Genomic DNA, 16443 nt, shown 5'->3' on the forward strand with positions numbered 1-16443 from the left:
TAGCTGGGTATTTCCAATCTCGCTTATCTTGTTTATCAGGTTTTGTTTTTGGCTTCTTTCGCTCTATTTTGTTCTTCACCTGATTTTGTTGTTCGAATGTATCTAACTTTGTTTGCATTTTCTCCATTTGTTCTTTTACTTCTTTAAGTTCCAACTTGATTTCTGATAACAACCTTAAAATTGCATCACCTTTATTCATAACAACCGCCTTATTTCAGAAGATGAATATTTTCTCAACGTATAATAGATTGAATCTTCTGTTTTATTAGGTATAATTAAGAAGAATAACTGTCATTATTTCCTTCTCGAAGGACGGACTATGCCAATAGAACCGTTCTTTTTTTATTATTTTTTACCAATCTAGTCTAATTCTCTCACATCATAATGAAAGAGTCCATTACAACAAGTAATGGACTTCCATTAAAATCACAAAAAGTAGCTCTTACTTTATCCTTCATGATTAATATCAACTCGCCTGTTTAATTGGTATGATAGGTGGAATTGAAATAGACAAAGGATAACTGCGAGTTTCTCCCATCATATTTTTTGCTACCACATGATACATATAAGATTGCTCAGGCAGGATATTTAAATCTGTAATAGTAGATGCCGTAAAGGTCTGGATTTTTTGGTTATTTTTATACAAATCGTATGCAGTCGCATTTTTCGCTGCTATATTAAATTTGATTTCAGAAGAATTTATATCTGTCGCTGCCATCTGCACACCAAATGGTGGATATTGTTTTTGTGAAGGTTTAATCACGTATGCTACACTATTTGACATGTCTAATAATGTCTGATAATGCATATATGCATATCCGTGGTCACCAAATTTTGTCCCCCAGCTATTTCTTACAATGAACCATTGGTTTGTTTCATCATACCCCACTACAACAAGAGCGTGTCCCCCTCTGGACTTCTTTTCTGTAACAGGTGGTACAATTCCGGATGTAGGAGTTGCATCAAAGTTGGGGTATACATGTATTCCCACTAAAACAGGGTCTTGATTGGCTACTGCTTGCTTTATATCAGCAAGCATATTTGCTTGACGTATAGCTTGATAGGAACTAATTTTATAAGGCACTGCATTTTTTTGCTGTAGAGCTGTAAGGGGTTCTTTAAATTGGTTTGTATTTTCTGGATTTAAATCATACAAGCGTTCTGTTTCTGGAGGTACGCCTTCTTGTTTTAAAATTTGAAAGGCGGATTCGAAATACATACCATCCTTTGGTCCACTTGGATAATAAATATAAGAGGGCGATAAATACGTAATGTCTGTTCCACGTGCTCCTGCATCTTTTGCAATATAGTATTCTCTTAAAGCAGTTGTAGCAAATGGGACACATGTACCAAACTTCCCTTGACTTCGTACTTCTGGAAAATATTCACGTAAATCGATGCGATTGGGAAGAATATTTGGATTTTGAATTCCCTGTTGTTTTTGTTTGGTTGCTTCTTGTTTTGTGAGATAAGAAATAGATGGTGTATAATCAGGTATATCTTCTTTCATTTTAGTATCTTTTAAACCCAATCCATACGTAGAGAAATCATTTGGTTGAAATGATGTTTCTGTTTCAGCATGTACAACTGGCGTAAACAACAAACCGATAATTCCGACTAATAATGTTATCATAAAAAAAATAAACGTATTCCCCTTCATAAAATTCCCCTCTCCAAATGTATTCCTTTTTCGTAAACTAAAAATTTAGTTACGCACTAAATATATAACAAATGAAATGTATAAACTAGATTACATAAGTTGATAAATAGTTTATTCCCGAAATGGTATGGTGAGGCCTTATATTATAGTATCTGCAAAATCAATTAAAAATCCCACTGCCTAATTAGGCAGTGGGATTTTTAGATTACTCATTGTGAAAGTGTAAAGTGAATTCGTAATATTTAAAATAAATATTATCAATTTACTTTATTTTACACTCATGACAAAATATAATTATGCTAAATTTTTCTTTCAATCTTTTCCCTAATAAAGATTGAAGCCATTCACAATGTTTAGCTTGAAAAAGGAAAGCTCATTTCTTGTAAAAGAATGAGCTTTTTCTTTACTCTTTTTCATACATATTCTATCATATAGTTTACGATATTACTACATTATTCTTATGTGTTTTCTTAGGTTTATCATGTATTACTATTTTTGGAGAAACAATAAACATATACACTATGTCAAAAACGATGGTTTTTGATAATTATATTTTTTGATAAATGATAAGATAAAAAACTAGGTAAACTCGTTATCAAAAGTATTACCAAAAACAAATTAACATTAATGCACCTTTTTGATAAAATTAACTTCATGAGGAGGTTATGTTTCATGCAAAATCATATATACGGCTATGTCAGGGTCAGTACTCAACAACAAGATTTGATTCGTCAATTAGATTTATTAAAAACTTGTAAATGTACGGAAATTCTTACCGAAAAAATATCTGGAACAAAAAAAGATAGACCTGAATTAATGAGATTAAAAGATAAGATTCGAACCGGTGATACTTTAATTGTAGAAAGCTTTTCAAGATTAGGAAGAAGTACCAAGGATTTAATTGAACTCGTTGAGTATTTTGAACAAAAAGGTGTAAAGCTCATTAGTTTAAAAGAAAATTTTGATACACAAACACCACAGGGAAAACTCATGTTAACTGTTTTCCAAGCATTTAGCCAGTTTGAACGAGATCTAATCGTCCAACGGACGAAGGAAGGATTGGAAAGTGCTAGAGCTAGGGGAAGAAAAGGTGGCCGCCCGAAGGTAAAAGAAAAATACATTGAAAAAGCGTTAAATCTATATGCCTCTAAAGAATATAGTATTAGTGAAATAGTTGCTATGTCTGGAATTAGTCAAGCTACTTTATATCGATACATAAAAGAAAAGGGGATAAGAGATAAGGTACATCCTATTGGAAAAGAAAAAATAGCCAAAATTAGAATGTGGCTTAGAATAGAAAATAATAATAAATTTGTTAGGGGAAAAAGCAAGGTACGAAAAGAGGTGGAGCAATATCTTCGATATGATTTTAATATGGAAATGAATTCATCTAACGAATATGTATTTTTCGTTCCCTACAAAGATATTTATGATTTAACAAAACAGGTTGAAGATATTATCTGTGAGATTGCAAATACTGCTGATTGGAGAAATTGTTTTATTGAAGCAGACACGTATTGTGATGAGTTAGATTTATATTGGTAAAATTTTAAAGGGTTTGGATTCCTATTGCCGTTTTTGTTCCATTATTACACAAACGCCTAATAAAAGGAGATACCCTCGTTGTAACAAGAATGGACCGACTAGGACGGAATACAATTCAATTACTACAATTTATTGAACATCTTCATAAAAAAGGCATACACTTTGCTGTTTTAAATTTAGGAATTGATACAAGAACTCCAACAGGAAAATTCTTTTTAACAGTTATGTCAGCCTTTAGTGAGTTAGACCGAGAAATGATTAAGGAAAAACAAATTGCTAGAATCAAACTTGCAAAACAAAAAGGAGTATATCATGGGAGAATAAAAAAATATACGGAACAACATGCAGGGATGAACCATGCGATTGAATTACGCCAACAAACGAAGAAAACGATTAAAGAAATTTATGCTATCACGGGTGTACGTCAAGCTGCGTTATATCGGAAATTAAGAGAATTGAAAAAAGATGAAAAGACGACTCTTTAATATAGAAAAGAATCGTCTTTTTATGTAAAAATATTCCTTAACGTACAATTTTCTTTTTTCGGTCGTGTGACCCCTAGTAAGTCTAAGGAACATTCTCAACAAGATAAGGAGGCGGCAGCACAAACACAATCGGCGCAAAATCAAGAGACGCCTCAAAAACAAGGGGAATCAAAAGAAGTAAGTTCTGAGCAACCTAAAAATTCACTCACAGTTACTGCGATAGGCGATTCTGTTATGATTGATATTACTCCGTATTTAAAAAATACTTTTCCTGATATTAGGATTGATGCGCAAATTGGTCGCCAGCTGTCAAAAGCGATTCCGGAAGTTGAACAGTTAAAAAACGAAGGGAACTTAGGAAACTATGTCATTATTGGATTAGGTACAAATGGAGCCTTTACTACGGAGCAACTTGTTTCATTAATAAAATTAATTGGAAACGAACGTAAAATCATATTTATTAATACGAGAGTACCACGTCCGTGGGAATCAATCGTGAATGAGAGACTGAAAATAACGGCATCTGAATATCCGAATGTAACTCTAGTTGATTGGTATACAGCAAGTGCTGGAAAGAGAGACTACTTTGCACCTGATGGTGTGCATTTAACCAAATTAGGGGCACAAGCATACGCAGCACTTGTAGCCCAAGCGGTGAAGCAATAATAGAATATGTTTTATTAATTTTTGGTTCCACCCCATTGCTATCAAGCTAACAAAAAAATACCCCCTAACAAGAAAAAATACGCTATTCTTTTTGTAGAAACATAGGAAAGGATGGCGTTTTTATATGTCTATTTCTATATCTGATGAATTACAACTATTTGCTCAAGATATTCAAAGATTTTTATCTCCAAATGCCTTACAAGATCTTGCTAGAAATGTTGGTTTTGTTCAGAAACTGAGTAAGTACCAAGCAAAGGATTTAATCGCTTTATGTGTGGATGAGTGAAAAGGTTGCTACGGCGTCTTTAACTCCGCTATCGTGAATTTAATGCATTCGATGTATCTGTAAACAGTTCACGTGGTAATTTAGATTTTGATAATGGGGCACTCCTCATTTAGAAGCAACAGAGTGTAAATATGATAGTGATTCTTGGAAACCTCATGATGGTGTAAAGGGAGATATTGCTAGCATGTTATTTTATATGACTGTTCGGTATGAAGGGGACAATGGAGAAATTGATCTAGAACTAAATGATAGAGTGAACAACAATACGTCTCCTTATATGGGACGAATATCGGTCTTACTACAATAACATGAACAAGATCCCGTGGATAATTTTGAACGAAGGCGTAATGAGCTTATTTATACAAAGTATCAACAGAATCGGAACCCATTTATTGATCATCCTGAATGGGTACAGCAAATTTGGAGTTCATAGGTAAACTCATACTAAAATATTTACATAATCGCTAGTACGTTAAAACCCTTTGAAAAACTGAAATCGTTTTTCAAAGGGTTTTATTTTTTAATATAATGTGAACATATTATACACAGTATGCTGATAGATTTCTCCGTTTGTTTTAAAAGATCCAGAAAACGTTCTTGTCTCCGGTACATATCTTCCCCCATTTATTTCTGGATATACGGATGTTTGTTTACAGGAAAAAACAAGATTCAAAGGGAGTTGAAACGAAACATTTCCATTTTTATCTGTTCGTTTCTTTGCATAGATTGTATTGTCCTTTTTATTATAGATTGTAAATTCTACATCTGCTAGATTGTTTCCAGGATAATACTTAAATCCCCCAGGCTCACTATGATCATATTTCCATTCCATGGCTGTCAATGTAATTTCTAATGTTCCCACTTCATTTCTTTGTGTTTGTAGAGATGGTTCACTAGCTGCTTGTACATGCTGCGGTGCCGCTGTACTCAACAGAAGTGCGCCTGCTGCAATAGGTACAGCTAAAAATCGAAGTGCATATTTTACGGTTTTGTTCATTCTATTTCCTCCTCAATATATGAAATGGATTGTTCCTAACAAACATCCATGTTCTCACTTTGTCTCCCTCGTAACAATTCCATTTTTTTAAAACATCTATCATTATGAGTGATTCACCTTCCATTCTTTTCTGTTTCCCCGTGAATCGACCATATGGAGGGATTACACTCTCAATCACATGCGACTTAAATATTTTATTAACAACACTTTAGTTACATCATAAATAAATTTCATATGACATACAAGGTTCTATCTACATTTCTCAACTTATGCATATTACGAATCAGAAACAACATCTCCCTGTGTAGAACCGTTTAAAGTCGAAATAACGTAGATAAATGGTGATTTTATGATACTTATTTTAACCTAAGGAGGTGTTTGTTATTTTTCCTATTTATGTCCTTAACATGACATGTAGACAAGAATCAAAAAAATAAAATCTCAGATTTTGTATGAAACATACAGAATATAAGATTTTATTTCTCATGTTTTAGGTTGTTGACACCAAATTTCATCCTCTCTAGACTAAATATAAGATCACATCCGAATTCATATTCAAAGCTTACCAATCTATAAAATTGGCAAGTGACATTTAAGGGAGGCGTTACCAAGTGACATTGCTAGAAAATATATTGACACATAATGAAACGTTTGTACAAAAACAAGAGTACGAACCTTTTGCTACAACCAAATTTCCAAATAAAAAATTATTGATTGTGACGTGTATGGATACCAGATTGTTAACATTATTACCACAGGCATTGGGCTTACAAAATGGGGATGCCAAAGTCATAAAGAACGCAGGCGCTGTGATTTCCCATCCTTTTGGTAGTATGATGCGGAGTATCATACTGGGCATTTATGAATTACAAGTAGAGGAAATTTGTGTGATTGGTCATGAAGATTGTGGTATGGCGGGTTTGCAAGCTGAGCCGCTATTAGAAAAGGTAAAACAGCAAGGCATTGATTCCACTTGCATTCGTACATTACAACATGCAGGCATTGATCTATCTACATGGTTAACCGGTTTCCGAAACGTACAGGAAAGTGTTCAACATAGTGTAGAAATGATACGCCAACATCCTTTATTACCACCTTCTGTACCTGTTCATGGACTTGTCATTCACCCCCAAACAGGTCATTTAGAAGTCGTTATAGAGGGATATTCCTACGCACATACAACAAGTCCTTAAATACATGCAGGAAGAGGAGGAAAATGATGAGATTTTCAGGCAGATATGCTGGATATAACCTTGCTAACTTACAAAAAGATATGCTGGCAGGATTGGTTGTCGGGATTGTAGCGATTCCGCTTGCGATGGCCTTTGCCATCGCTTGTGGGGTACGACCTGAATATGGTATTTATACGACGATTATCGCAGGAATTTTCGTATCCATATTTGGTGGTTCAAAATATCAGATTGCGGGACCCACAGGTGCATTTGTACCGATTTTACTCGGTATTGTGATGCAATATGGCTATGAAAACTTATTAATTGCTGGTTTTATGGCAGGAATGTTACTTATTATCATGGGTGTTTGCAAACTAGGAAGGTTTATCACCTTTATTCCGCGACCTGTCATGATTGGTTTTACAACGGGGATTGCTGTCATTATTTTCTCTGGACAGATTGCAAATTTTTTAGGGCTTCATCACCTGGAAAAGCAAGAAACCTTTTTTTATAATATGAAAGAAATTGGAACAAATATCGCAGAATTGAATCCATATAGTATCCTTACCGCTTTTCTTTGCTTAGGAATTGTGATCGCAGCTACAAAATGGTTACCTCGAATTCCAGGCGCATTATTAGGCTTGGTCATTTCAAGTTTGATCGCAACTCTATTATTTCCGAATCAAATCGAAACGATTGGGACTACATACGGCGATATTCCACATCAGCTACCAGACTTTCAAATGCCTGAATTTACATGGGATACTGTCCTTATGTTACTTCCAGCAGCTTGTATTATTGCAGCATTAGGTGGGATTGAATCATTGTTGTCTGCTATGGTGGCAGATAACATGGCAAACAGCAAACATAATAGTAATAAAGAACTGGTGGGACAAGGAATTGCGAATATGGTGACATCCTTATTTGGCGGCATTCCTGCGACCGGTGCCATCGCTCGAACTGCAACAAATATTAAAAATGGAGCGACTTCGCCAGTATCAGGCATGATACATGGAATAGTAGTATTATTGGTGTTAGTATTTCTGTCTCCGCTTGCTTTTCATATTCCACTGGCTAGTATGGCACCGATTTTAATGGTTGTTGCTTGGAATATGAGTGAGCAGGATGAGTTTATTCATATTCTAAAAACAAAAACGGGGGACACGCTGGTCCTTGTATTGACATTCCTAGTAACTGTTTTCACAGATCTTACAACTGGCGTAAGCGTGGGACTACTTCTTGCGTTTCTTTTATTCATTGGAAAAATGAGCAAATCCTTACGTGTTCGAAAAGCGTTGCCAGATCCAGTAGATTCCTATGTCAAGTCAGAAATCGTTGAAAATGGGAAAAATTGTCCGCAAATCGGTATCTTCAACGTAGAAGGTCCCTTATTCTTTGGTACCATAAAAGAATTCGAAACATCTATAGAAGCATCCTTACAATCTAACACTCACATCCTTCTTCTACGTATGGGAAACGTTTCTTTTATGGATACTTCGGCAGAGTCTGCAGTAGAAGACATTCGAAAAAAAATAATTGAAAAACAAGGAACCCTTTTGATTTCAGGTATCCAGCATCAACCGAAAGACATATTCTATCAAACAGGGTTATACGAAAGGATTGGAGAGCAACACTTTTTCACGCGTACAGGATTAGCATTAAACTTTGCACTACAAGAATTAGAGCTATCCACATGTAAGGGCTGTAAACAATTTGCGTTTCAAGAATGTACAACACTTTCTGAACCATCTGGCGAAACAGAATCAGATAAGAAACGTTCTCCAATGGAAATTAATATGTAAATCATGAAGTAACTCTATAAGTATATAGGGTTCTGTTGCCAAGTTTGAGAAAACATAGACCTGCATACAAAATCCTATTGTAGTTTAAGCAGATTTGAATAATTCCTGTAACGCATTGTATGCCGAAAAGACGGAGTCTGATGAAAGACTTCGTCTCTGTTTATATAGAGCTTGAATCGTTTGCATCCCTTTTAGGGGTAATGACAGGGTTGCTGTCATAGACCGTAAAGTAAGTTTTAAATAAAGAATACAACATTATGATTGTTGGTACAGGAACATCCGGTATTGGGAAATCTACATTTATTACAATAATTACTAGTTTAATTGAATTACCAGAAGGATAAAAAGTGCACGGTGCACTTTTGGAAAATGTTTGTGGTAATCATTTTGGGAATGATTTTTGGTAACGACTTAACCTATTTAAATCGAGAATCCTAATAAAGATTGAACAAGTTACAAAAATTATGGTTTTTGGTAACTGATTTTAGTACTTTATTCATTTACTTTGCGGTTCATAGCCAGAACCCTGCCACTACCCCCATTAAGATGCACGTCCCTTTCGCTATACAAGGTTTTATAAAATGGTGCCTAGTCCTTCTACATTTAAAAATATTAAAGTACGAATCCAAAATCTCTTCCTATGTATAATCTTCTTATCGTTTCATCTTCAAAATCTATAATGAATGGACAAAAAAGAAAAACCGCAATCTGTATGAAAGCGTCTCTTCTTTGTACCTAAACTTACAGACAACGGAAAGGAATTCACATTCACTTGCATCTTAACACACACCCACATCGACGAATATTGAGAAAGTTCTACATGTATGATAGATACATAGAACGAAGGGATTTCATTAGTTTGCTTTTACAACTACTGATGACGCTTGATCATTCCATGTTCTTTCGCCATCTCCCATACTATAATCTGTTAAATCGACACTAGTACCATTATTCGCTATAGCTAACGCACGACCTTGTGCATTCTTATGCTCATAAAGGGTTGTATAATTACCGAATTTATGTGTCCATACGGAAGACACCTGATCATTACTACTTGCACTAAAGTTCGTTATCAGTATGGGATTTCTACCTGCATTCGCATTAAATTTTGCCCCCTTCAAGTTAGTATCATGATAAAAAGTAGAATAAATTTGGGAAGAAGATTGTAATAATTTTGGAAAAGCTGGCGCAATGGGATGTTCTTTTAAATAGGATTCGAACGCTATTTGACTATCAAATCCAATGATTGTCGGCTTTGTATTGTCTTTGCTTGGGATAGCAACTTGATAAGGTTGAGATACCGTATCTGCATGTGCTGATGTATGTGATACTACAAACAGTATGGTCCCCGTTAATAACGCAGTAAAAACTACACCTACCTTACGTTTCAAAATTATCACTCCTATTTGTTTTATACGTACTCGCGTAGTATACAATGAATTTAGGCTTCTTATCAGCCTCTCTTCATATTTCTCAACAAGAGATGCTATAAAATACCGGTGGCTTGCCTCTCCATAGACAGCGTTCCTAATGTGCTACTGTAAATCATCCTTTCTACAACCCCTTTTATTACGAATCGAAATGCTTTCATAAAAAATTCACTCCAGCAGGGAATGTGAAAAAGGACGGCGAATGATAATGTTTGTTTACAGAAGGAAAACCTTGAGAAGAGAATTTCTTTGTAGCTGTTTTTCTGTCCAATCTATTGTTTAGAAGAAAAAACGCATCCCGCTGTAAATACACACTGTGTGTGAACGGTATAACATGCGAATACTCCGTTAAATGGGGAGAAAATAAACGTGAGGAGGGACATACCATGACTGTGAAAAAATTGCATTTTTTATCTGTAGGATCATGTTTTCTAGATCAATCCGCCGTGAATCTAACGTTACCACCAGGCAAATTACTTCGCATGCCTGTCTGGTCTTTTTTACTAGAAACACAGAGGGTCCAGTTGTAATTGATACGGGAATGCCAGATACTTTTATCAGCAATCCCAAATATTATAAAGGAACGAATCGAGAAAATCGAGTCGTTCCTCACATGTTCGAGAAAGATTCCATCGTGAACGCAGTCCAACGTGTTGGGTATCAGCCAGAAGAAATCCAAGTTGTTATTAACTCTCATTTACATGTCGATCATTCTGGAGGAAACAAACATTTTCGTCATAGTTCCATTGTCATCCAACAAGCAGAATATGAGGCTGCAATCGGGAATGAAAATTATGCTCCATTAGAATGTAGACTACCAGATTTACAATATCAGATGGTTACAGGGGATCATGAGTTGCTTCCAGGTGTACAACTCCTTTTTACGCCTGGGCATTCTCCAGGACATCAATCTATTCTGGTTACAACAGAAAAATCTGGACCCATCCTTTTAACGATCGATGTTGCTTACACGAAAGAAAATTTTGAAAAGGACATTCCCTTTTTCGGATTTGATCAGAAAATGGCAAAACAATCCATTCTATGTATGCATGATGTCATTCGAGACATACACCCAACATTGGTTTTTTTCGGACATGATAGAGAACAAGCGCAGCACGTACGTTTATTTCCACACTATTGATTCCTCGAATAGAAAATAACATGCCATTCTTTTCTTATATTTGGTGAGAAAAGAATGGCATGAAATATAAGACATTGAGAAATTTAAAATTGCTTACTACTTATCTAGTATTAGTTCCTGTTTTTTCTCATTGTTTTTCCACCGAAAAGAGCGAAGCATACGTGGATGTCCTTTCCAGTTCATTCATCTAAAACGATAAAAAACATACAATCTCATCCATGTAGCAAGAAAAAACTTCCTTTGCATTGTTACTGATTTTCCACTGTTGTATGAGACAATACGTTTTTTCTTTGCAAATCATGTATGGTATGCCAAATCCCTTGTTGAAAGGATGTGGTACGTATAGGACCAATCCATTTTTCGTATTTGTCGCCACTTAAGGTAAGTGGCTCTTTTGTTAAATATAACATTTCTACAATTTCTCTCATTACGGGAATAAACATTCCGAGTAACGATAGTCCCATACGGCCCAGCGGAATAACAGGTTTGGAGTACCCACTAGCCTGACGTGCAATTCGTACAATTTCCTGACCTGAAATAAGGCCCGCACCTGGAAGATTCCAATTTTCGCCCCTCCCATAGGCTGTGTCCCGAACAGCCAGCTCTGTAATCATGAATGCTGCATCTGGTAAGTAAATAAATTCTCGTGGGACGTGCATATTCCCAATAAAAAATGCCATCTTTCCACAAGCAATTGCTTGGAGGGTCGAACCGAGGTAAGAAGCTTCGTTTGCGGTGGGTCCATAGTAATCTGGTAAACGAACAATCATCACGGGTACCTTGCCCTACCTCTTTTCAAGTAACATTTGTTCAAAAGCCAGTCTTGTTTTCTCCTTCTTGGTATGTGGTCGTTTCGGATGATTCTCAGCAACCCGATCACTTTGTCTTCTTCCATAAGGATAAATGCCATCGACTACAACTACTTTTACTCCTAATTGATTCGCCGCCCCCATTACCGATTCTCCTAACGGAATTAATTTGTTCTCCATTTCATGATAGGGAACATTTGCACAATGAAATAAAACATCCGCGTCCTCAGCCGCCTTTACGATATCATCTTGACAAAACGCATCCCCTGTTACAATCGTTACATGTTCGGGATTTCCAATTTTTATTCGAAGTTGTTCTAATTTCTGAAGGGATCTCCCAAACAGAATAGTAGGGATACCTCGCTTTGCTAATTCTTCTGTAATCGCCGCTCCCGTGCCACCAGTAGCTCCAACCACAATCGCCTTTTTCAATCCAATCACCTCTTTCTTAAAATAGGGATAAAAATGAAACATAAAATAAAAAGAACAGATTACATAGTCCGTTCTTTAAAAAGATAATCATAGAGATTGACTTTAATCATAACCTAAAATACAGAAAATTCAAACTTATACTTATCAAACAAAGATTGACAGAAAAGATGTATGCAATATTTCTGTTACCTACATAATTCTCATCCGAACAACACACGCTACTATACATACCAATTCTTAACAGAAGGAGTGTATATGAAAAGTAGTCTAAAACTCATTTCTATAGTTTTCCTTTTTTGTCTATTGTGTGCTTGTGCGGAACGAAGAGAAATTGAAGAATTAGGATTTGTTGTTGGCGCCGCTTATGATCAAGCACCAGGGGAGGGAATCAAAGGAACCTATCAAATGGTATTACCCAATACACTTAGTACCTCAGAGCGTGGTACATCTACACAAAAAAATTATATTAATTTAAGTGCTACAGGAGAAAGTATTTTTGCTCATTTCCGCATGATTGCAAAAAAAATTAGTCGACCTTTATTTTTCCCACACATACAAGTCATTATTTTCTCTGACAAACTCTTACAAACACCGTATATGTTACAACATATTTTAGATGTGTACACACGTGACGACGCAATGAGAAGAAATATTCGACTCTTTGTATCGAAGGGGAACGCCGAACATATTTTAAAGCAAAATGCAGGTCCGGAGTATTTACCTGCCAAATACGTTGAAATGTTATCAGAACATACACAAAAAAACGCACAAATGGTAGAGAAAAAACGAATTGGTGATATTCATAGTAAGATTCTTGCCAAGAAAAGCTTTATACTGCCAGTTTTATTGCAAACCAAACAAGGAATAGCATTAAGTGGGGCCGCTTTGTTTAGCGGAAAAGATAACCGTTTCGTTACAATTTTACCTGCAAAAGATACAGCCTCCTTAAATTACATGACTGGTTCGCAGATAAGAGGAATTTTTACCGTTTTAAAACAGAAACAACTTATCACTTTTGAATTTCAACGTGTACATCATCGTATGAAAATAGATGTTACGAATCAAACTCATCCTAAAGTAGATATATACGTTATGGTAGACGGGAAATTGGCAGAGATTCATTCCTCTTTACAGCATCAATTTTCACTACAGCAATTGAATAACTTACTATCGAAAGAAATGGAAAAACAATTACAAAGTACGATACAGCGTATACAAAAACAATATAAATTAGATGTCCTCGAAATAGGAGATGCATATCAGCGTAAAGACTATAAAAAATGGAAAACGATAGAGAAGAATTGGGAAAATGGAAAACACTATTTTACTACGTGTCAAATTCGCATTCATGTAAAACCAAACATGACACAATCGGGTTCTACATTACCAAAATAGTACGCGAGGAGATCTACACGGAACTTTTATTTCATGATTTCTTTTTTACACCACCATATAAAAATCAATAGGAGTATAACAATAATGAAAGGGTTCTGTTGCAAAGTTTGAAAAAAATATAAACTCGTTTGCAAAATATAGTTATAGTTTAAGCAGTTCTGAATAGCTCTTGTAATTCCTTGTACGTCGAAAAAGAGAAGTCTGGAAGACTTCTCTTTTGTTTGTATATCGCATGAATAGTTTCGATTCCTTTCAAGGTACGTGAAGCTTGACGAAGACTTTGAAATCCTGCGGATTTAGCAAAACGTCGCTTGATATGTCTATGATCTTGTTCGATGCGGTTATTCAAATGCTTAACGGTGCAATGTTTTGTATGCACATAAAAACCGTTATGTTTCAGTTTTTTGAACGCACAAAGTAGAGCAGGCGCCTTGTCTGTTGTGAGAACCGTCGGTTCTCCAAAAGCTTTCGCTAACCTTTTCATAAACGTATAGGCAGCTTGATGATCTCTTGTTTTACGAAGTTGAATATCCAATGTATGCCCTTCTTGATCAATCGCGCGATAAAGATAACGCAACTCCCCCTTGACTTTGATATAGGTTTCATCTAGATGCCATAATAATTGAGCAGTTTTGTTTTTCTTTTTCCAGATTTGATACATAAGATTACCATATTCATGTACCCAACGCATGATTGTTGTTGGATGAACTGATATTCCGCGCTCTTTCAAGACTTCAGATACATCACGATAGCTTAAAGAAAAACGACAATAGTAGCCGATGGCTACCAAAATAATATCTTTCTTGAATTGTTTTCCTTTAAAATATCTCATGCGTCATGCTCCTCGCATCCTTTTTCTTACATTTTAATTTCACTTAGAAAACTTTGCAACAGAACCGAAAAGACGATCAAAATTGTTCAAAATTACATCTCTAATTTTGCAAAGATATAACGTTGGGGTGCTGTTTTCTTTGTATTATTTATTGTGTTGCTTCCATACGCCATGATTTTTATAATAGGTGTTCCGTCCATTCATAAAATCAGCCGTATGACCAGGAATACTATATTTTTTATTCTTTTTTCTCACTTTCTTTTCCAAGCGCCTTTCTTCTCGCATCACTTGGATATCCGCTTTCCATTCTTTAAGTGCATTCTTTTTACTCCGCATTATATATAAACCCCTTTATTGCGCGCGCATACACAAAAAGCCCCCCTATCATGCAGGTTCTTTCCTAGAATGCAAAAAATAACTCTTACTTTACTTTTTTCAATTATTATCATAGCGAATTAGCATGATAAAGCCTAGAAATTCTTCAACATATAGCATTTCTATTTTGTCCAAAAAACAGACAAAATGTTAGCGTCCAATTTATATAATAAAAAGGAATATTGCATTGCACATTTTTGATACTGTAGTTTCATTGCATTGGACTTAATAAACGAGAAGAAATAGGTTATGTTGATAGATGGACTGAATTGTTTTGATTCCTTTTGTAGAAGTAGTAGGCGTTTCTCAAGTCAATGCATCTAATTTATTGTGTGTACCTGTAGAAAAAGCACCTGTCGTTACAACCAATAATTCATATGAATTGGTCGTGACGACCAAACTTTCTCGCTGTCAGTTCATTTGTGGCGCTAATATCCTATTGTAAGACGTTTTAAATTAAGTTGAATAGCAAAACGAACAAATCGATTACTAACCGTTTATAAAGGTTTTAGATACCTTTAAATAAAATAGGTGTTTTTCGTAGGTGGAATACAACTCCATATACACTGTATACTCCTTATTTCGATTGATTATCCTCTGAATCAGCGGAGGGGGATTAAAAAGAATAAGATGCTCTATGAGTTATTTGTGTCGAAAATTGTAAAACAAGCTATTTTAGCGCCGGAATTAGTTTCATAAACAAAATATGTTTCTTTTGTTATCATAAGGAAAAAGAAACATAGGGGAGAATGGAAGATGAATGCAAAAGAAACGAGAATTCAAATTATAAATATACAAGAACAGCATTGCCGTGGATGTGAATATCTATTCGGTTCTTATCAACATTGCATTGCAAATTGTAAATGGGGGAAAGAAGTATACCAGTTAGGAAAGCATTTGTCTGGGGAGGAAAATGTGAGAGCAAAGAATGCAGAATGGAAATGGGATCAATTGTGTGAGGATACGGTTCAGTTACGGAATACAGGAATGGGATATGTGGAAATTGCAAAACGGTTAAAATGTCGCGCCAGTAGTTTACGTGAGCATTTGAAAAAGCGTGGACTATATGAATGATGTATCAACGATGTTATAAGAATATGGATGGTATTTAAAAGTGCATAAAAAGCTTGCAATGTTAGCATGCGGTATTTTTGCTCATCTGTCAGTTCTTATTGAGAGACATGCTAGTGGGTATGGAAGGAAGTAAATTTGCTTCAATAAGATGAACATAAGCCGTATACTAGCCAAACGAAGCCAAAACCTGAGCTTAGGTTTTGGCTTCGCAACATATGATGCATGCAAACTTAGGTGTTATTTTTTTATATTAATTTTTCCAATGGTATTAAATTCATCATCAGGTTGTAAGGAACGAGTTAGTTCATTACAACGTAAAATTTTCCCATCTTTCAATTCAAA

The 16443-nt window shown here is 35.4% G+C and carries 11 protein-coding genes and 7 pseudogenes; 10 read left to right on the top strand and 8 right to left on the bottom strand.

Translation table 11 applies throughout. The features are described 5' to 3' along the window. Positions 1-199, bottom strand: a 199-nt coding sequence (locus F3I02_RS19660) for a hypothetical protein (RefSeq protein WP_196478317.1), incomplete at its 3' end; no start/stop codon positions are given. 267 nt (positions 200-466) lie between these two features. After that, positions 467-1660, bottom strand: a complete 1194-nt coding sequence (locus tag F3I02_RS19665; protein ID WP_196477594.1) for a C1 family peptidase — start codon at positions 1658-1660, stop codon at positions 467-469. 672 nt (positions 1661-2332) lie between these two features. Between F3I02_RS19665 and F3I02_RS19670 the strand changes: the two genes are divergently transcribed. The 5 genes and pseudogenes from F3I02_RS19670 to F3I02_RS19690 all read left to right on the top strand — a co-directional run. Beyond that, complete coding sequence (locus tag F3I02_RS19670) at positions 2333-3205, top strand: recombinase family protein (RefSeq protein ID WP_196477593.1); 873 nt, start codon at positions 2333-2335, stop codon at positions 3203-3205. A gap of 53 nt (positions 3206-3258) precedes the next feature. Continuing rightward, a pseudogene (locus F3I02_RS19675) lies at positions 3259-3690 on the top strand (recombinase family protein); the annotation flags it as partial. 75 nt (positions 3691-3765) lie between these two features. Continuing rightward, positions 3766-4356 (top strand): annotated as a pseudogene (locus F3I02_RS19680) (SGNH/GDSL hydrolase family protein); the annotation flags it as partial. Between the two features lie 124 nt (positions 4357-4480). Next, positions 4481-4676, top strand: a pseudogene (locus F3I02_RS19685) (IS4 family transposase); the annotation flags it as partial. 10 nt (positions 4677-4686) lie between these two features. Then, positions 4687-5075: pseudogene (locus F3I02_RS19690) on the top strand (endonuclease); the annotation flags it as partial. A gap of 87 nt (positions 5076-5162) precedes the next feature. On the opposite strand, the gene F3I02_RS19695 reads toward F3I02_RS19690, so the two are convergent. Then, positions 5163-5639, bottom strand: coding sequence for a SpaA isopeptide-forming pilin-related protein (locus F3I02_RS19695; protein ID WP_196477591.1), 477 nt, complete (start codon positions 5637-5639; stop codon positions 5163-5165). A gap of 611 nt (positions 5640-6250) precedes the next feature. Between F3I02_RS19695 and F3I02_RS19700 the strand changes: the two genes are divergently transcribed. Both F3I02_RS19700 and F3I02_RS19705 read left to right on the top strand, forming a co-directional pair. Further along, on the top strand, positions 6251-6832 hold the full coding sequence (locus tag F3I02_RS19700) for a beta-class carbonic anhydrase (protein WP_196477590.1): 582 nt from the start codon (positions 6251-6253) through the stop codon (positions 6830-6832). Between the two features lie 26 nt (positions 6833-6858). Next, on the top strand, positions 6859-8613 hold the full coding sequence (locus F3I02_RS19705) for a SulP family inorganic anion transporter (protein WP_196477589.1): 1755 nt from the start codon (positions 6859-6861) through the stop codon (positions 8611-8613). An 84-nt stretch (positions 8614-8697) separates the two neighbouring features. Here the strand turns inward: F3I02_RS19705 and F3I02_RS35155 are convergent. Both F3I02_RS35155 and F3I02_RS19710 read right to left on the bottom strand, forming a co-directional pair. Beyond that, positions 8698-8817, bottom strand: a pseudogene (locus F3I02_RS35155) (IS6 family transposase); the annotation flags it as partial. A 650-nt stretch (positions 8818-9467) separates the two neighbouring features. Beyond that, positions 9468-10013, bottom strand: coding sequence for a hypothetical protein (locus tag F3I02_RS19710; RefSeq protein ID WP_308018386.1), 546 nt, complete (start codon positions 10011-10013; stop codon positions 9468-9470). Between the two features lie 416 nt (positions 10014-10429). On the opposite strand from F3I02_RS19710, the pseudogene aiiA reads away from it, so the two are divergent. After that, a pseudogene (gene aiiA / locus F3I02_RS19715) lies at positions 10430-11184 on the top strand (quorum-quenching N-acyl homoserine lactonase AiiA). A 248-nt stretch (positions 11185-11432) separates the two neighbouring features. Here aiiA and F3I02_RS19720 read toward each other — a convergent pair. Continuing rightward, positions 11433-12467: pseudogene (locus tag F3I02_RS19720) on the bottom strand (SDR family NAD(P)-dependent oxidoreductase). A 213-nt stretch (positions 12468-12680) separates the two neighbouring features. Here F3I02_RS19720 and F3I02_RS19725 point away from each other — a divergent pair. Beyond that, on the top strand, positions 12681-13820 hold the full coding sequence (locus tag F3I02_RS19725; RefSeq protein ID WP_196477587.1) for a Ger(x)C family spore germination protein: 1140 nt from the start codon (positions 12681-12683) through the stop codon (positions 13818-13820). Positions 13821-13968: 148 nt separating this feature from the next. On the opposite strand, the gene F3I02_RS19730 is transcribed toward F3I02_RS19725, so the two are convergent. After that, positions 13969-14652, bottom strand: a complete 684-nt coding sequence (locus F3I02_RS19730; RefSeq protein WP_196477586.1) for an IS6 family transposase — start codon at positions 14650-14652, stop codon at positions 13969-13971. A gap of 144 nt (positions 14653-14796) precedes the next feature. Then, positions 14797-14988, bottom strand: a complete 192-nt coding sequence (locus F3I02_RS19735) for a hypothetical protein (protein WP_196477585.1) — start codon at positions 14986-14988, stop codon at positions 14797-14799. A gap of 795 nt (positions 14989-15783) precedes the next feature. Here F3I02_RS19735 and F3I02_RS19740 point away from each other — a divergent pair. Continuing rightward, positions 15784-16101 carry a hypothetical protein gene (locus F3I02_RS19740; RefSeq protein WP_065486709.1) on the top strand — a complete coding sequence of 106 codons (318 nt, stop codon included), beginning with the start codon at positions 15784-15786 and terminating at the stop codon, positions 16099-16101. Positions 16102-16443 lie beyond the last annotated feature (342 nt).

The sequence above is a fragment of the Bacillus sp. SRB3LM genome (assembly GCF_015712745.1).
Classification (GTDB): domain Bacteria; phylum Bacillota; class Bacilli; order Bacillales; family Bacillaceae_G; genus Bacillus_A; species Bacillus_A thuringiensis_K.